The 19,056-nt window shown below is 39.2% G+C and carries 13 protein-coding genes; 12 read left to right on the top strand and 1 reads right to left on the bottom strand.

All coding sequences use genetic code 11. The annotated features are described in order from the left end of the window. Positions 1-210: 210 nt before the first annotated feature. The 9 genes from A6E04_RS00885 (at position 211) to A6E04_RS00845 (ending at position 12,673) form a co-directional block, all read left to right on the top strand. On the top strand, positions 211-1,398 hold the full coding sequence (locus tag A6E04_RS00885; protein ID WP_065609411.1) for an MFS transporter: 1,188 nt from the start codon (positions 211-213) through the stop codon (positions 1,396-1,398). Between the two features lie 78 nt (positions 1,399-1,476). Continuing rightward, positions 1,477-2,574 carry an alkene reductase gene (locus A6E04_RS00880; RefSeq protein ID WP_065609409.1) on the top strand — a complete coding sequence of 366 codons (1,098 nt, stop codon included), beginning with the start codon at positions 1,477-1,479 and terminating at the stop codon, positions 2,572-2,574. A 268-nt stretch (positions 2,575-2,842) separates the two neighbouring features. Further along, positions 2,843-4,864, top strand: coding sequence for a hypothetical protein (locus tag A6E04_RS00875; protein WP_065609407.1), 2,022 nt, complete (start codon positions 2,843-2,845; stop codon positions 4,862-4,864). A 110-nt stretch (positions 4,865-4,974) separates the two neighbouring features. Continuing rightward, positions 4,975-5,457 carry a hypothetical protein gene (locus A6E04_RS00870; RefSeq protein WP_017021391.1) on the top strand — a complete coding sequence of 161 codons (483 nt, stop codon included), beginning with the start codon at positions 4,975-4,977 and terminating at the stop codon, positions 5,455-5,457. A 50-nt stretch (positions 5,458-5,507) separates the two neighbouring features. Beyond that, entirely contained in the window at positions 5,508-6,326 is an 819-nt protein-coding gene (locus A6E04_RS00865; RefSeq protein ID WP_065609404.1) for an FTR1 family iron permease, read from the top strand. Further along, the gene (locus tag A6E04_RS00860; RefSeq protein WP_065609402.1) at positions 6,323-7,744 is read left to right on the top strand and encodes an FAD-dependent oxidoreductase; all 1,422 of its coding nucleotides are present in this window, start codon (positions 6,323-6,325) and stop codon (positions 7,742-7,744) included. Before A6E04_RS00865 ends, A6E04_RS00860 begins: the two co-directional genes overlap by 4 nt. A gap of 21 nt (positions 7,745-7,765) precedes the next feature. Next, positions 7,766-8,350 carry a hypothetical protein gene (locus tag A6E04_RS00855; protein WP_244886231.1) on the top strand — a complete coding sequence of 195 codons (585 nt, stop codon included), beginning with the start codon at positions 7,766-7,768 and terminating at the stop codon, positions 8,348-8,350. 3 nt (positions 8,351-8,353) lie between these two features. Continuing rightward, positions 8,354-9,724, top strand: a complete 1,371-nt coding sequence (locus A6E04_RS00850; RefSeq protein ID WP_244886230.1) for a hypothetical protein — start codon at positions 8,354-8,356, stop codon at positions 9,722-9,724. 30 nt (positions 9,725-9,754) lie between these two features. Further along, positions 9,755-12,673: a multiheme c-type cytochrome gene (locus A6E04_RS00845; RefSeq protein WP_065609941.1), complete on the top strand. Its 2,919-nt coding sequence runs from the start codon at positions 9,755-9,757 to the stop codon at positions 12,671-12,673. Positions 12,674-12,731: 58 nt separating this feature from the next. Here A6E04_RS00845 and A6E04_RS00840 read toward each other — a convergent pair whose 3' ends face one another. Continuing rightward, positions 12,732-13,817 carry an NAD-dependent epimerase/dehydratase family protein gene (locus A6E04_RS00840; RefSeq protein ID WP_065609399.1) on the bottom strand — a complete coding sequence of 362 codons (1,086 nt, stop codon included), beginning with the start codon at positions 13,815-13,817 and terminating at the stop codon, positions 12,732-12,734. Between the two features lie 205 nt (positions 13,818-14,022). Here A6E04_RS00840 and A6E04_RS00835 point away from each other — a divergent pair, with 205 nt between their 5' ends. The 3 genes from A6E04_RS00835 (at position 14,023) to A6E04_RS00825 (ending at position 19,013) form a co-directional block, all read left to right on the top strand. Then, a complete protein-coding gene (locus A6E04_RS00835) occupies positions 14,023-15,618 on the top strand; it encodes an ABC-F family ATPase (protein ID WP_017021398.1) in 1,596 nt (531 codons plus the stop codon). Positions 15,619-15,822: 204 nt separating this feature from the next. Beyond that, complete coding sequence (locus tag A6E04_RS00830) at positions 15,823-16,719, top strand: helix-turn-helix domain-containing protein (protein ID WP_017021399.1); 897 nt, start codon at positions 15,823-15,825, stop codon at positions 16,717-16,719. Positions 16,720-16,862: 143 nt separating this feature from the next. Beyond that, positions 16,863-19,013, top strand: coding sequence for a TonB-dependent siderophore receptor (locus tag A6E04_RS00825; protein ID WP_065609397.1), 2,151 nt, complete (start codon positions 16,863-16,865; stop codon positions 19,011-19,013). The last annotated feature ends 43 nt before the right edge of the window (positions 19,014-19,056 follow it).

Below are 19,056 nucleotides of genomic sequence, written 5' to 3'. Positions count from 1 at the left end.
TCTCAGCTGAATAATTAGTTCATATTTTACCTAATTATCAAAGTATCATGAATGAATATAATAGCAACCATAGGCCAGAGGAGAGGGCGAAATAAAGAGTCGAAGTGATGATGGATAACACTTAAAGGCCTTTAACTAATAATGAATACGATCTTTATAGGTACTTAATGTTAGGCCATTAAAGATTGACATAAATAGAGGTAAATCATCATGAATAAAGAAAAAATGCCATTTCAGGTGTGGATATTAACCCTAGCGGCCTTCGCTATTGGAACTGCTGAGTTTGTTATTGCCGGTATTCTTCCTCAAATAGCGGTATCACTTTCGATTACGGAAGGTCAAGCTGGCTATTTAATTAGTGCTTATGCGCTTGCGATTGTGATTGGCGGGCCAATCTTAACGATTTATCTCGCACGTTTTAATAAAAAGATTGTACTCATCGGGTTAATGGTTCTGTTTATTATCGGCAATATCCTATCTGCATTAGCGCCTAATTATAATTTACTTTTAGTGAGTCGTGTTGTCGCTGGTCTTGTGCAAGGCCCGTTCTATGGTATTGGTGCAGTAGTCGCAACGAATCTAGTCTCAGAAAAAATGGCAGGGCGTGCTGTGGGACAAATGTTTGCAGGATTAACGTTGGCGAATGTGTTGGGAGTACCTGCGGGGACTTGGATAAGTTTACAGTTCGGATGGCACATCACATTTTTTACTGTCGCCGCTTTCGGTGCGATTGCGATGGTATTTATTTTAACGTCTATTAAATCAACAGGTCATAGTGAAGCTAAAGATATTAAAACTCAGCTTATGGCATTTAAAAATCCAATGTTACTTATTAGTTTAGCGATCACTGCGTTGTCATGGTCTGGATTTATGACGCTATATGGTTATCTTGCGCCGATTGCTATGCATATCACTGGTTACGGGGAGGCTGCGGTTACTTGGATCTTAGTGATTGTGGGGGCAGGTCTGATTATTGGTAACATACTTGGGGGCCGATCTTCGGATAAAAATCTCGCGAAAGCATCCATGTTTTGGGCGGTAGCGATGCTTATTTCACTGATTCTTGTTGGTTTATCTGTTGATAACAAAATATTGTTTGTGGTTACGGCTTTTGTGTTCGGTATTGCTTCATTTGCAAATGTACCAGCGATGCAACTTCGAGTGATGAAACATGGTGGTGAAGGTCAAGAACTTGCTGCTACCGCAAATATTTCAGCGTTTAATTTAGCGAATGCTTTTGGTGGGTTACTTGGTGGTTTGGTGCTTGATAGCCATGTAGGGGCGAGCATGATCCCTTATGCCGCTGTTGTTGTTCCAATCATAGGTTTGTTCTTTATTGCCAAAGCAAATCGAAATGAAAATGCATCGAATAAATTAGTGTCTAGCTTAACGAGTTAATAAAAGAATGTTGATTGCATGGTTTCTTTATCAAGAAATACGAAATTAATGATAAATGGTTTTAATAAGGTGAACAGAATGAGCAAATTACTTCAGAAAACAAGTTTAAAAGGATTGGTTCTACAAAACCGTGTAGTAATGGCACCAATGACTCGCGCTCGTACAAGTCAGCCCGGGAATATACCAAACGAAATGATGGCTACTTACTATAAACAACGTGCGAGTGCGGGGCTAATTATATCTGAAGCGACTCAAATTTCAGATGATTCACAAGGGTACTCATTCACTCCGGGTGTTTACACTGATGAGCAAGTAAAAGGATGGCAGTTCGTTACTAAATCCGTTCAAGAGCAAGGTGCTGCTATGTTTTGTCAGCTTTGGCACGTAGGGCGAGTCTCTCATCCTACTTTCCAAAAGGGAGAGTTGCCTATTGCGCCTTCTGCATTATCTCCAGTTGAAACTAAGGTTTGGATCTCTGATGAGAAAGGCAATGGAAATATGGTGGATTGCATTCAACCGCGAGAAATGACTCAGGCGGATATCGATCGAGTTATTAAAGATTTTGCTCAGTCAGCAAAGAAAGCGATAGAAGCGGGCTTTAATGGCGTAGAGATTCATGGCGGCAATGGCTATTTGATTGATCAATTTTTACGTACAAATTCAAATAAGCGCACGGATAACTACGGCGGGACGCGCGAGAATAGAACCCGATTCCTTCTTGAAGTGGTTGATGCGGTAATTGAAGCCATTGGTGCTGACAAAGTGGGGGTTCGCCTTGCTCCGTTTATTACGTTTAAAGACATGGATTGCCCTGATATTGTTCCTACTATTCTTGATGCATCAAAAGAGCTTCAGGCTCGTGACATTGCTTATATGCATTTATCTGAAGCTGATTGGGATGATGCTCCCGTTATCCCTGAGAGTTTTCGCATTACATTACGAGACATTTTCACAAACACTATTATCGTGGCAGGCAGTTATACGCAAGAGCGAGCTGATGAGATATTAGATAAAGGCTATGCTGACTTAGTCGCTTTTGGTCGTCCGTTTGTTTCTAACCCAGATTTAGTGTCACGATTAGAGAATAATTATGAATTTTCTGGATTAGATGGTGCGACGTTGTTTGGTGGTAATGAACTTGGCTACATTGATTACCCTATGTTTAAAGGGGAATAGTGACATTATCGATTCAGTTGATGAGACTATTCGCATTGTATTTAAAGCTCAAATTTTGGTTTGAGCTTTTTTTGTTTTTAGTCAGTAAGTTCAGGAAAAGAGCAAAGGAGGATTGATTTACTTTAGCGATACCTTCGATGTGCATGTAACATCTCCTTACATTTTAGTGATCATTGTCACACTTTTCTTTCTATAAAAAATAAAACCTTGTTGTTAATAAGTTTATTAATGATAATCACTCGCATTATCAGAGCTAAAGGAAAAAGCAGTGAAAAAATCAACATTAAGTATCGCTATTTCAGCCGCCGTATTAGCTTCATCAGTATACGCAGCACCAGAAGTCACCGTTTTAGATAAGACTCTTGAGCCAGCAGGTAACTTCTTAGCTTATACCGAATTTGAATTGTCAGGTGAGCCACTCGCTGAATCATTAGGCCTTGATTTAGATGTCTTGGATCCAAATGTTGCCGATGATCCAACGCCATTTGATTTTGCATCAGGTATTGAAAGCTACGAATATTCTGAAGAAGCGATGTACGCACTAAACTACCAATCGACAATGGGCCCTCATTTAGTCAATGGCCCTGCGAACAAAGCTCGAGGTGGTGAATTAGCCGATTTAGGTAAACGTGTTATTGAAATGGCAACCGCGGTTGGTTTTCCTGTAAGTGAAGTTCCTCAGAATATGTACCCCATTTCACTTCCTTATGTTTCTGGTAGCCCTGAATTTGCACAAAAGCCTGATACAACCACCGTTAATGGTGATGAAGTTGAAATTACAACAGCTAAAGGCAATAGCAAAACAGTTCAAACTGAGGTACCTGCTTATTTCCGTGATTACAAATCGCTAGCGTGGAATGACGCTTCTTTTGATAAGTCATTTAATCCAGCTGCAACTGGTGGCATTCTTCTTAAAGAAGTGATGTGGTCTCAAGATTTCTTAGGTGGTATGCACGTAACAGCGACGGATGAAGAAGTGGAAGCGGAATCCGCTGTCATGGATCAAGATGGTCAGCACAGTTTAGGTGTATCAGCGGCAGATGGTTTTAACGGCATGCTTCTTACTGAGATGTCGGTTGATAAAATGCAAATCATGCAAGAACAAATGGGCTTTGATGGCAAAACATTAGGCGTGAAATTTGGTCCTGATTACAACCCGTTTAAGAAACCGATTTGGTTCGCACATAAAGTTGCGGTGACCGAAGGGCAGGAAAATGGCGTTAAATCGATTAAAGCATTGAAAGTGACAGATAGCTCATCATCATTACGTGATACATGGTCAATGTTATGGCCTGTTTCAGAATTCTTTGCATACAGTGATCAACGTACAGTAAATGCCGCTCAAAATCCGGCGTTTTTAGCTGTATTTGATGGTGCTCCATTTGCTGCTGCACCAAAAGTAAATATTGATGGTAATGAGAAGAATGATGTTATTGCGACAGATGCATTTTCACTATCAAACAACCTGTCGAATTTATTATTTAAGAATATTGCTGCTCTGCATTACAACAAAGCCCAAGGGACATTTGTAACCGAAAATAAATCAGGTAAACAAGGCAATAAAGTTGATACTTACGATGCCGCGTATTCAATTGTCGCTCTGTCTATTTATCAACGAGCGAAAGATGCACTGCCTGTCGGTTATGCTTCAGCAGAATCAGGTGATGTGAATTTAAAAACAGACGCAGGTAAAGAAGCGTTAGCGATGATCAAAGGTCAAGCCGATTTCATCATTAATAAATTAGTGACTAAAAACGGTTTAGTGGCTGATGGTGCAACGTTATCTAAGACAGTAAAAGTGGGTAATGAAACATCATTGGATGCACAGTTTGCTGCGATTCGTGGTTTAGTTGCTGCGTTTTTAGCAACCGACGATGTGAAATACAAACAAGCTGCTCGCTCTATTTACCTAGCGGTAGAGAAAAACATGTTTGATAAGAACATCAATACGTGGGCTTCGGTACCAGGCAAAGCCACGATTCATACACCATATACGGCGGCTGCGATTTCTGGTGGTTTACGTGAAGTCATCTTGCATCTTAAAAATGAAGAAGGTGAAAATGAACCAGCGCTTGAGTTAACAACACTAACTAACCGTTACGTAAGTTGGTTCCGTGGTGTGATTAATGGCGGTATGCAATTAGCTGAATGGATGGGTGATTCGGGTGAAAACCAATTAAAAGGCAGTAAATCAACAGATACTGACGAAGATGGTGTTCATCAAATTATTGCTGCTGGTGGTAAGTTTGGTACGGCAATGACAATGGCAAATAAAGTCAGTGTTAAGTAACGATTAAGTAATATTATGTGCATTCAGGCAGCGATTTTTCTCGCTGCCTTTGTCGTTTCTATTGTCTTAACACGCAACATAAAGTTCAACCAGAGTAGGTGTCGATGATTATGGCTGTAAATCAGATCTCTGAATCAAAAATAGAATTGAGTAAATTTAGTCAGTGGTGGCAACGTTTAGCCTATCATCATCAATGGGCTGAAGCTCTACTTTATACCATGTTTATTAGTGGTGTTTTACTTTGGGATCGTGTTGAAATTTATTGGCAAGTTGAACGGTGGGTACTACTAGGCCATATGCTGATTGGTGTTTCTCTTTTTATTTTAGTGGTTGGTGCATTTTGGGTTTCCCATCGTCGATTAATTACTAAAAGTAAAAAGGCCTTTCTTCGCCATACGGGTAATGCCATTGAATGGCTACTTATTATCTGCAGCCTTAGCGGTTTTTATCTGTTCTTTATTGGTAAACCTGGCAATGAGCTAGGACTCTTTATTCAAGATGTGCATTTTTATTCTTCGTGGTTACTTGCACCATTAGTGTTTCGTCATGCTATGCGTTGGACCGTTCTAAAAGTATTTAAAACAACAAAGTAATAAATGAAAGAGCTCAGACTCTTAATTAAATTAACCTATTTGAGGTCACTATGTTTGCAAGTTTTTTAATCACCCTACGAGAAGGGCTAGAAGCCTTTTTGTTGGTTGGAATTGCACTGTCGTATTTATCAAAATTAAACGCACGCCAATACAATAAATATATTTATGTTGGAGTGTTTGCGGGACTCATTTTATCGTTAGCCATTGCGGTTGTATTTCAGGTTGTTGTTGATCAGTTTAGCAGTGAGTTGTACCGCAATATTCTTATGGCAGGGATATTACTCTTTGCTACTGTCGTTCTTACTTATATGGCTATTTGGATGCAAAGTCAGGCTAAAAACCAAGTAGAAGGCATGAAAAAAGAGATTGACGATATGGTCTCTAAGGGCAATGTTGTCGGGTTGGTTTTCTTATCGTTTTTAGCGGTATTGAGAGAAGGGTTTGAAACCATCTTATTTTTCTCTGCATTGATGTATTCAAACTTTGGCGCATTCAGTACACAAGATGCACTTATTGGTGCAGTCGCGGGTTTAGTTTTAGCTTTTGTTATTGTTTGGATGATGCTTAAAAGTACTAAAAATGTACCAATTCGTTCATTCTTTCGTTGGACGAGTTTGTTGATTATTGTTATTGCCGCCGGTTTATTATCTTCTGCTATTAATATGCTTCAAGCCGCTCATTTACTTCCAATTTTGCATGCTCAATTGTTTGATATCTCGCATATTCTCGATGATAGAGGTGTTTTTGGCACATTTTTACGTGCTTTATTTGGTTACAATTCATCCCCAGGTTTATTGCAATTATTAGTATGGGGAGGATACATGGCAACATTTGTTACATTTTGGAATAGAGGTTATAAGCAAGCATGAGTGAATCAACAAATAAAAAACACGTTGTAGTACTTGGTGCTGGTCCGGCAGGCCTAATGTCTGCATGGGAGTTAATGGATGCAGGTTATCAAGTTACGATTATTGAACGAGATGATCACGTAGGCGGAATGTGTGCAACTCAAACATTTACCGGAGAACATGGCGAGTATCGTTTTGATTTTGGTGGGCACCGTTTTATTACTAAAAATCCTAAATTATTGACCTTTGTTGATAAATTGATGGGCGATGATTTACTGTTTGCACAACGTAAGAGTGTTATTCGTTATAAAGGCCGTATTTATCAGTATCCGTTAGCCTTAGTGGATCTCATTAAAAATGCACCGCTGCCCCTATTATTGGGGGGAGGCGTTGATTTTATCAAGCAATTATTTAAATCAACACCTCATGATAGATCGAATGTAAGTTTTGCCGAATGGATAGAAAGCCGTTTTGGTCGTACTTTGTATAAACACTTTTTTGAAGGTTATACCGGTAAATTATGGGGAATCGATCCTAAATTTTTATCTGGTGATTGGGCATCTCAACGTATTAGTTTGATGGATTTAAAAGACGTTGTTCGACGTTTATTACCAGGTAAAAAATCATCCGTTCGTACCTACGCCCGACAATACCGCTATCCTAAATTAGGCTTTGGTCAGCTATACACCAGATTAGCGGAAGAGTTAGAAGCACGTGGTGCTAAAATCTTATTAAACAGTGATGTATGTGGCCTTGATGCTGAGAATAATCGTATTGGTTCTGTAAGTTATAAACACAATGAAGAAGTAAAGCATATTCAATGTGACGAGCTTATCTCAACGCTTCCATTGTCATTAATGTGTAAATTAACGGACTTTGACAGTCAACTAGAGTTCCGTTCATTACGCTTTATGAATATGCCAATGGAGACAGAGAATATCTCTGATAATACATGGCAATATTTATCTGATCCTGAAATGTTAGGTACTCGTTTGCAAGAACCAAAACGTCGTTCATCGTATATGGCTCCAGAGGGACGTTCATCAGTGATGATCGAGATCCCATGCAATAAAAACGATGATGTTTGGAATATGGATGGCAAAAAACTACAAACGCGTATTTTGAGTGATCTTGAAGCTCTGGGTGTTGATCCTAAATTAGCGACAGGAGAGTTTTTTACCTCATACACAGAGCACGCCTACCCATTAATGGATATTACTTATCAAGCCAAACGTGAAAAGGCCATTACCCATTTATGTCAATTTGAAAATTTAATCATGACTGGGCGACAAGGTACTTTCCGTTACATTTTCACTGATACAGCGATGGAAATGGGAATGATGGCCGCACAAAGTGTGATTGATGGCAAAGATCGTCGTCGTGAAATATTTGATTTCCGTAATGAAAAAACGGTGATTGAAGTTCAAAGCGTGGCGTAAAGCGACCTTTAGGAGTGATAAATGAATAGATATGGAAGAGTGATGGTGCGCCAATTATTCGTCTTGTTTTTAAGTCTACTGTTCAGTGTGTCTTCGTATGCGTATTCTTACGCAGCGGCAGGTAAAGAGCCAGTTATTGAAGGGCGAGAAGCGATTTTACAAGCGCTAACAATTCCTGACTATGCTGCAGTTAGTGCATCGGTAGCTGGTTTAAATGACGAATTTATTTACTTGAAAAATGAACATCAAGTTGATCTTTTAACGCCGATGTTAGAAGCCATTGATAATAAAGATGCAGAGAAAATAGAAACTTTAATGGATTCTGCGGTAGTAGAAGAAATTATTCGTCGATTAGATGGTGCAGAGAAAAATCTGGATGATTATCAAGTAGCCAAAGTACTGGTAGTGAAAAGTAAGTTATTTTTAGATTTACTTGCTCCAAAAATGAATGGCAGCCAACGCCAAGAAGCGACTCAAGCGATTCAAGGTGCGTTAGCCTCTATTGGTAATCCTGGGGTATTTGGAGTAGGAAAAGCACCCGCAGATCCTGCTGAATTTTCAAAGCAAAAAGCACTGCTGCTCAATGCGATCCGTGATTTTAAATAAAGAATGAACGGCAATAAGTACGTTTGGTTATTGATTTTTGTCGCCAGTTATTTTCTTTGGGGATTATATGTAAATCAATACCCGATAGAGATAACCAGTGATGATGCATTTAATTTTTCACGTGCGGTAGAGCGATTTTCTGTTTTGGAATTTCGCCCTCATTTTCCTGGTTATCCCGCGTTTGTGATCTTGAATAGGGTCGCAGCGACAATAGTGAATCCCATTACAGCGAATGTGTGGGTGTCATTACTTGGCGCACTAATGTTACCTCTGCTTGTGGCTCGTATTGTTTTTATATTATCGGCGTCATGGTGGAAGTCGGCTTTAGGTTGCGTTGTGTTATTAATGCAACCGTTGTTGGTTTCAATGGCATTAAGCGGTTTATCAGATCCAATCGCTCTGGCATTTTTCCTTATGGCTGTTATTTCAGCTATTTTACAACGGAATTATCATGTTGGTTTTTGGTTAGGTTTGATGTTGGCATCAAGACCTTCTTATTTTCCATTAGCGATGGGATTAGCATTATTTCCATTATTTGTACCAAGTCATCTGTTGAAGCTGAAAGCGTATTTTCAAGCGGCTAGTGTGATTGCGATTATAGGATGCGTTAGCTTACTGTTTATTTTGCAACATGATGGAATGGCGTATTTTGAAGAAGGAGTACGTTTTACCCAAGGACATTTTGAGATATGGGGAAATACGGCTGAGGGTAATCAATCTCAAATTATACAGTGGGTGAAAGGGTTGATGAGTGCTTATGGTTTGGTCATCCTTAGTTCCATTTTTATTCTTCTTATTTGGTCACTAAAAACAGTATTTAAAAAACCATCAGAGCAACAATTAAAAGCACGTTATGTTGGAATGATTTCTGTCATCGCATTGATTTATTGGGTTTGGATTACGTTAGGCCAAAACCCAGATAATTTACGACATTGGGCTCCGGTTTTAGTTCTTGTCATTATTGTATTTTCGATGAGTTTTTGTTCTATGTTTTGGCAAAATAAAAAAGGAGTTGTGCCTTTATTTGTCATTCTTTTGTTCATTGTTACCGGTGATAAATTAACTGTTGAACAATCGAGACAAGCACCAATACAGCAAGCGATAGCATGGTTTGAAGTACACCCTGAGGCCTGTATGATCGGAACAAATTACAGTGTTAATTTACTCAGAGATAGGTTAAGTGAACGAGCCGTTTACGATATGTATTATCCGAGTAGCAATATTAAATTACACGAAGCGGCATTAGTATCACCAGAAAGTGCGTGGCGAATATCAGGAACAGTATTAGAAAAAGGAATATTAGTTCAGCAATTTTCTGCTCGATTCATCGGGGAAAGAACACTGTATTTATATCAGATAATTGATGGGCAATAGGTTGAAATGAAACAATTGGGTAATACAACGATGAAATTAAGTAGTAAATGGACATCGGTACACTGGCTAACACTCATCTTATGCATGAGTGTAAGTCAATTTGCTTCGGCAATCGAAAAAAGCAGCTCGATTCTGTTCAATTCAGATAAGTCACAATTTATTAGTGCTAATTTTGATGCGGGGAGTGTGAGTATTATTAACAGAGTGAGCGGAAAAATCATTAATGAAGCGACTGTTGGCAGAGACATTCGCCGAGTTGCTATGAGTGATGATGCTAAGCAACTCTTAGTGACAGATTATTTAAGCGATAGCGTTTTATTACTCAATGCTAAATCGTTAAAGGTTGAGCATATTACCCAAGTACCTTCACGCCCATTTGGTGCCGTTTTTGACGCGAAAAATCAGCAGTATTACGTAACGAGTTTTGAGAGAGATAAGCTGTTAGTGATAGACCGTTCAGGCAGTGTAATCAAAACCATCAGTACAGAATCAACCCCGCGAGGGCTTTCATTGATGGATGATGGACGTCTACTTGTATCACACTCGTTAACCGGACAGGTTTCTATCTTTGATACGAATAGCGGTGTCCCGACTTTAATTAAGGTGATTCAATTAGCTGATTCTGAAGCGCATAAAGAAAAAACAACGCCTCAAGGTAAACCAAGATTGCTGGATAACATTGTTATATCTCCTGATGGTGAAACGGCTTGGTTACCACATGTGCTGTGGTCGTTCGATCATGATTTTCAATTTCAATCGACGGTTTTCCCAACGGTTTCAATTTTAGATTTAACCCCTGGAAATGAGCAAGAAGTGGTTGATGAACGCAAACAACTGTTTAAGCAAATTAATATTATTGAAAGTGGAAATCGAATTAGAATCGTATCAAACCCACACGATGGAGCGTTTACTGATGACGGCAAAAAAGTCATCTTTACATTGGCTGGATCTGAAGACCTGTTGGTTTTCGATTTATCTCGTGAAGGGAAAAGAAATAAGAAACGTCATCGTCGCAAAAAATTTCAAGGTGGCGTAAAAGCGACGCAAATTTATCGTAATGTGCCGGGAGATAATCCAAGAGGGATCTTAATATCAGGGCGCGATCTTTATGTTCAAAATGCGATGTCGTTAGATATCACCAAATTTGATACAGGAGCGGCAGGGCCTTTTGCAAAAGTGAAATTAACGCAGGCCAATTTTGCTAATTTAGTTACCCATGATCCAATGCCAACGCAGTTACGTGAAGGGAAGCGACTATTCAACACGGCAAATATGGCTGATTATCCTGATTTCCCAATGGCGGGTGATTTTTGGATGAGCTGTAATTCATGTCATTTCGACGGCTTTAACTTTACTAACCGTCAATTAATGGAAGACGGAAAAAAAGATCGTTTTGAAAATGCACTAACAGGGCATGTTGATGTACGAAAAATGATCGCAGGTGATCCCGTTGGTGCCTATATTGATATTATCCAAAAGACTCAAGGCGGAATGGGGGGCGATCCTCGTGAAGAAGATAAGCCACCAGTAAGTGTAGAGCATCCGCCTGTTGAGGCTGCTAAAATGATGTCTGCATTGAATGAATACGTACGTTCTCAAGAGAATTTACCTTATTTATCAACATGGTTAAGATTAGACGACACGAAACGTTATACTCATCCTGATGAATGGGTTAATTCCGCCGAATGTGCCGATTGTCATACTACAATATTTAACCAATGGGCAGACTCAAACCATGGTATGAACATGGACCATCCTTATTATCGATTCCAAGAAGACGTTGCGGCTGAAACTGAAGGAGAAGAGTTCAGAGTGCTTTGTCGTGGTTGTCACGTCCCACAAGGCGTGATTAATGGCGATAATAAACCATTATCGGACTTTGGGGATATGTGGTCAAAAGGAGGTGAAGATCTAAAAGAGGCCTATGCCCATGGGCGTTCAGTGAGTGAGCGGGGTACTGGATGTGTGTTCTGCCATCGGATCACTAAAGCAGAAAATGCAGGTGGTAATACAGATGTTACGGTTAACTTAAAAGATCGTGAAGCCTATGTGTTTGAAGATACTGAAAATAGTGTGTTGAAATGGCTGTCTGAAAAACAAATTAATGCGGCTCCAGAGCAGCATAAAGCCTCATACTCGGATCCAAAGTTATATCAAAGTTCGTTGTACTGTGCGAGTTGTCACAATGAGTTCACCACAGGGCAAGGCGCTAATATTAATGATAATTTTGGCGAGTGGTTAGCGTCTCCATTTAACGCACCTAACGATCCAAGTAAAAATAAAACGTGTATTGATTGCCATATGACTCAAGACGTTACTGATTTTAATAATAAGGTCGGTGGTCAATCGACGGACGATGGTCCAATGAAATCAAATTTACGTTCGCATCATTTTGCAGGAGGTAACTATTACTTTACTGGAATGCGTAACCCTGAGCATAAAAAGCTGAGCATTGATATCTTGAAAACAGCCTTAACGTTAGACGTCGAAAAACAAGGCAATTCATTTACCGCAAATGTGACTAATGTTAACTCTGGGCATGACATGCCCGGTGGTGCTCGTCGACAAGTATGGCTAGAAGTTATTGCGAGAGATGCAACGGGTAACAATGTGTTTGAGAGTGGCGTAATGAAAGATGGGGCAATTCCAAAAGATGCGCATCGATTTATTAAAATTGGGGTTGATAAAGATGGAAAGCCTGTTGGATTACGTTTCTGGCGTTATGTAAAAATAGGACAAGATACTCGTATTAAATCGGGAGAAACACGTCAAGAACACTTTGAGTTACCAACAGAGGTTGAATACCCAATTACGGTATCAACAAGAGTGCTGTACCAAGTATTTGCTAAAGGATTAACGGATAAAGTTCGAGCGGCTTACCCTGATGAAAATATTCCAGAACCTGAAGTCATTGAACTTCAAAAAATAGTAAAAACCTACACTGAATAGAGAACAGAAAACAACATAAAAAATGGGGGGAGAGGTGTATATACTTCCCCCCAATTTTTTATGACTGCAATAAAATGCTCTCTATTGAGATTACATCACTACTCGTATCATTGTTATTCGTCGAAGTAACGGAATTGTTCTCGTGTTGATAATGATGTTTAAACCAATCGACAAACTGTGGAACGCCCTCTGTAATAGAGACTTTAGGCGTGTAATTAATCACGGCAAAGAGATCTTGAGTATCTGCATAGGTTTGGTATACGTCACCGGGTTGCATTTCTCTAAAATGTTTCGTCGCTACTTTATTGGTCGCTTTTTCAATTTCTTGAATAAAACTCATTAAATTTACTGGACTGCCATGCCCAATATTGTAAATGCGATAAGGGGCAGAGCTTAGTGCTGGAGAATTGTTATTGTCAACGTTGTTTTCTTGAGATGGAATGACATCGGCGATTCTGATTACTCCCTCAACAATGTCATCTATATAAGTAAAGTCTCGCCACATTTCCCCATTGTTATTTATATTAATGGTTTGGTTATTAAGTATTTTTTTCGTAAAAATAAAAGGGGCCATATCAGGACGACCCCATGGGCCATACACGGTAAAAAAGCGCAGACCGGTGGTTGGTATATTATACAAATGAGAATATGAATGAGCCATTAGTTCATTAGCACGTTTCGTTGCAGCGTAAAGTGACACTGGGTGATCAACATTATCATGACAAGAAAAAGGCGTTTTATTATTTAAGCCATAAACTGAGCTTGAAGAGGCATAGATAAAATGCGGAATGCGTGCTTTACGACAAGCTTCTAACATGTTGAGGTAGCCCATTAGGTTATTTTCGCCATAAGAAATTGGGTTATCGATAGAATGGCGAACCCCAGCTTGAGCGGCTAAATGAATGACGCGATCAAACTTGTGCACTTCAAATACAGAGGCAAGATCTTGTGCACTTGTTATGCATAATTGGTGAAACTCAAAAGAGGAATGAGGAAGTAAGAAATTAAGGCGCGCTTGCTTTAAAGAAATATCATAATAAGCATTGTGGTTATCAATACCAACGACTGAGTGACCTAGCTGAAGTAATTGTTTAGCCACAGAAAAGCCAATAAAACCAGAAACGCCAGTGATTAGATATTTCATAAATAAAACAATAAAACTCGGTGAAAGAAAACGTAACAAATTATAACATAACTGGCGTTGAAGATGATTTTTTTGCCCACGGTTTAAAAGAACAATAATACAGTGATGTAAATCACAAATGCTGCTATAATCGGCGCAAATTTGAAAAGCTGGACATACGGGCCAGCTTTTTTATGTCTATTTGAATAACTAATTGGAATGTACTGTGCTAACGACTGCTAACATCACAATGCAATTTGGCGATAAGCCTCTTTTTGAAAATATTTCTGTTAAGTTTGGTAACGGTAACCGTTACGGTTTAATCGGCGCGAACGGCTGTGGTAAATCTACCTTTATGAAGATCTTAGGTGGCGAGTTAGAACAGTCTGGCGGTACAGTTTCAACAGATCCAAATGAACGTATGGCTAAATTAGGCCAAGATCAGTTCGCATTCGAAGAATACACAGTAATCGATACTGTAATCATGGGTCATAAAGAGCTATGGACAGTGAAAGAAGAGCGTGACCGTATTTATTCTTTACCTGAAATGTCAGATGAAGATGGTATGCGTGTTGGCGATTTAGAAACTCAATTCGGTGAAATGGATGGTTACTCAGCTGAAGCTCGTGCTGGTGAACTTCTATTAGGTCTAGGCCTTCCAGAGTCACTACACTTTGGTTTAATGAGTGAAGTTGCTCCAGGTCTTAAAGTTCGTGTTTTATTAGCACAAGTTCTGTTCGCTGAACCAGACATCATGCTTCTTGATGAACCAACGAACAACTTGGATATGCATACTATTGCGTGGTTAGAAGACATTCTTCTTGCTCGTAACTGTACAATGATCATCATCTCGCATGACCGTCATTTCTTGAACTCAGTATGTACACACATGGCTGATGTGGATTACGGAAATATTTGCCTATTCCCAGGTAACTACGATGAATACATGACAGCAGCAACACAAGCTCGTGAGCAACTTCAAGCAGACAATGCGAAGAAGAAAGCACAAATTGCTGACTTACAAACGTTCGTAAGCCGTTTCTCTGCAAACGCATCAAAAGCGAAACAAGCGACTTCTCGTCAGAAGCGTTTGGATAAAATTGAACTTACAGAGATTAAAGCATCTAGCCGTCAATCTCCGTTCATTCGTTTTGACCAAGAAAAACCACTTTTCCGTAATGCATTAGAAGTTGAAGGTCTAAAGCAAGGTTATGGCGAAAACATCTTGCTTAACGGCGTTAACCTGATGGTTGAAGTGGGTGAGCGCATTGCGATCATCGGTGAGAATGGTATTGGTAAATCAACATTATTGAACACACTTGCTGGTGCTATGGAACCAATGTCAGGCATGATCAAATGGTCTGAGAACAACAATATTGGTATGTACGCGCAGGATCACGGACATGATTTCGCTGAAGACCTAAATCTATTAGATTGGATGGGGCAGTGGAAACAAGAAGGCGATGACGAGCAAGTTGTTCGTGGTATTCTTGGCCGTATGCTTTTCTCTCAAAGCGATATCAAGAAATCAGTTAAAGTGATTTCTGGTGGTGAACAAGGTCGTATGTTATTTGGTAAGTTGATTATGCAACAACCAAACATCCTATTAATGGATGAACCAACAAACCACATGGACATGGAATCTATCGAAGCATTGAACTTGGCGCTTGAGAACTACAAAGGCACATTAATGTTTGTATCTCATGACCGTCAGTTTGTATCTTCAATCGCAACACGCATCATTGAAATCACAAAAGATGGCGTTAACGATTTCCACGGTACATACGAAGAACACCTAATCAAACAAGGTTTAAAAGGCTAATTTAGCTAAAAACCTAAACAGATAAAATAAAATGGAAGCTTATTAATAAGCTTCCATTTTTTATGTCTGGACTATTACTAACCAAGCTGGATATGTATGGGGTTGTGTCGTGACTTAAAAAAGAGAGGGGATATCAATTGTGTTTTTGATAACTACCTCTACTCAATGTAAGCTATGGTTCACCTTAAAGAACGGAGATAAGTTATGTCAGCGGATATCGATAATGATAAAACATTCAATCGAATCGATACTATTTTGGCGTATATCCATGAAAATATGGATAGCCCATTATCTGTTGAGATACTTGCAGAAATGAGTTGTTGGTCTCGGTGGCAATTACAACGAGTATTCCTTAGTCATACCGGAATGAATGTGGCTCAATATGTACGAGAGCTACGTTTAAGCATGGCGGCTCTTGAAGTGCTTAATAAAAAGTATCGTATGTTAGATATAGCTTATTTATATGGCTTTACCTCAGAGATAGCCTTTAGCCGTTCTTTTAAGCAATACTTTAAAATGTCGCCGCGAGAGTATCAAAAACAAGGTAAAAAAATAGGTATTCGTAAACCGTTTCTAAAAAGTCAAAGTCTGACAGAGATCCAAGGCTCAGGTTTCTATCAAGTGCGATTAGAATATAAAGAAAGTTTCACGTTAACGGGATTGCCTATCACGCTGCAAGGTTTGTTTTCAGATGCTCCTGATTTCTTAGATAAAGTCCCTCAAGTGTGGGAAGAGCTTGATGGGTATTTAACCCAGGTGTCTTCATTTCCAGAGAGTAAATATGGCGTTATTGATACTCGAAATGATACCGAGTCCCTAATTTACTGGGCAGGTGTTATTGAAGATGAAAGTTTATCATCAGTATTAATGTCATTAAGTGAAAACGTATTGCAAGTTATCATCCCATCTCAAGAATACGCAGTTCTGCCTTATATAGGTCCTTCAAGTGGTTTGGCGAAGTCTGTTGAATGGTTGATTTCAGAATGGTTGCCGCTTTCAGGCCATCAAGGTATTGAAGGGTTCGATCTTGAAATTTACCAATCGAATGAAAACGAAGAAATTATTGATGTTGAGTATTGGTTGCCAATTCGAAATCTGTAGTTTTTGTTATAAATCAATTTATCAGTAAAAAACTGCCTTCATGCCCCAAATTGTTAACTTTTACTAAAAAGAAATCATTATACTTCTGCGCAAGAGAATCATTCTCATTTGCATTCAATTTAAAAGTTGTAAACAGGATTATAATGAACGTATCTACTGAACATCCAAAACTTAACGTCACCCTATTAGCAACGGCAATTGCGGCTTCTTTTTTATTTCCTATTTCAGCAATGGCTAATGACAATAACTCTTCTGATGATATTGAGACTATTTCAATATTTGGTCAGGCTTATCGTAATACCGCAACAAAAACATCGTTAGAGCCAGAGGAAACCCCTCAGGGCATTACTATTCTCGATGGTGAAGCATTAGAACAACGCAGTGTTAAATCTCTTAATGAGGCACTACGCTATGTTCCTGGTGTGACAACCGAGCAGAAAGGTGGTGCAGTGACAATGTACGATACGTTCAATATTCGTGGATTTGATGTAAACCAAAGCTATTACGATGGTTTGGTTTTACAAGGCTTAAATGGGTGGAATTTACAACCTCAGATTGATCCTATTGCGCTTCAACAAATTGAAGTATTTAAAGGGCCAACGTCAGTATTATATGGGTCAATGCCACCGGGTGGTATGGTCAATATGATCGCCAAATCACCACAAAAAGAAAAAAGTACGGATGTAAAATTAGCAACAGGTACTGGTAATCTTGTGGAAGCCTCTATTGATACGACAGGGCAGTTTGGAGACAGTGATTTCTCTTATCGTTTTATTGCCCTTGCTCGTCAAAAAGATGGTCAAGTTGATTACACAAAAGAAGAACGCTACGTTATTGCCCCATCAGTTGATTGGCAAGTAAGTGACCGAACGCTGATCAACTTTAATATGTATTATCAGAATGATCCGTCAATGGGTATGAACTCTTCAATGCCATCTTCTGGAATGATTTACGACAATCCAAATGGCAGTACAGATCCGTCCACGTTTGTTGGAGATAAAAACTGGAGTACGTTTGAGCGTGAATTCTTTATGGCTGGTTATAAGATCAACCATGAGTTCAATAATAACTGGTCATTCTTACAAAACTTCCGTTATATGAATGCATCGCTGTATCAAGAGAATACATACCATATTGAAAGTAACTTTGATGCATCAACGGGCAATCTTGATCGCAATATTTACAGTACTGATGAAAGCTCAACTGGTTATACGATTGATAACCAACTGTCTGGTCGTGTAGTGACTGGAGGTATTGAGCACAATCTGTTGTTTGGTATTGATTACCAGAAATTAGATGGTGACTCACTTTATCAAGAGTTTGGTACGACCAATCAGTTTGGTAATTTTAATATTTTCAATCCAAACAATGACATGATTGATAAAAGTAAACTTACCAAGTCTTATGAATCGAAAGAAAAAATCAGTGTTGAACAATTAGGGTTCTATACTCAAGATCAAGTGCGAATTGATCGTTTAGTTCTGATTGCCGGTGGTCGTTTCGATCAATATAAATCAAGCAATACAACAAGCACAACGTCTAAAGATGCAGATCAAAGTCAATTCTCATACCGTGTTGGTGCACTGTATGAGCTTGAAAGTGGTTTCTCACCATTTATTAGCTACGCAACCAGTTTTGAACCAGCTGCCGGTCTGGATGGAAAAGGTAACGCTTATGATCCTGAATTGGGTGAGCAAATAGAAGCGGGTGTGAAATATGATTCAGCTGATTATACAAAAACAGCGTCAGCATCGGTGTTTAGAATCGTAAAAAGTGACGCATTAATGTCAGATCCGACAGACCCATGGGGACCTCAACTGCAAATTGGTGAAATCCGTTCTCAAGGTGTTGAGCTGCAAGGTCAGTGGATGATTAATGATAGCTGGGACGTCGCTGCAAACTATACGTATATTGATATGGAAATTACCAAAGACAGTGGTAATGACTTAGAAGGTAAAACACCAATTTATGTACCAACCCATGCCGCTAGCCTTTGGTCTAACTACTATATCTACGATGGTATTCTAACGGGAACACGCATTAGTGGTGGTTTACGTTATGTGGGTGAAATGGAAATGGATGCGAACAATACAGATAAAGTGCCTGATTATACGGTTGCTGATGTCTCTATTGGTTATGAGTTGGATGGATTAAGTGAATCATTGGCTGGTGCAACGGCGCAACTAAGCGCAACTAACCTATTTAATACTGAATATTACAGTTGTTATGACTCGGCTAACTGTTGGTACGGTGCAGAGCAAACGGTAGAATTGAGTGTTAATTATAACTTTTAAGTTTAATTAAGAAAAAGGGGGAAGTACGTATCATTTTACGTGC

It is taken from the genome of Aliivibrio logei (genome assembly GCF_001691055.1).
GTDB lineage: Bacteria > Pseudomonadota > Gammaproteobacteria > Enterobacterales > Vibrionaceae > Aliivibrio > Aliivibrio salmonicida.
The sequence above is the reverse complement of the archived record's forward strand: the minus strand, read 5'-3'. Positions and strand labels throughout refer to the sequence as shown.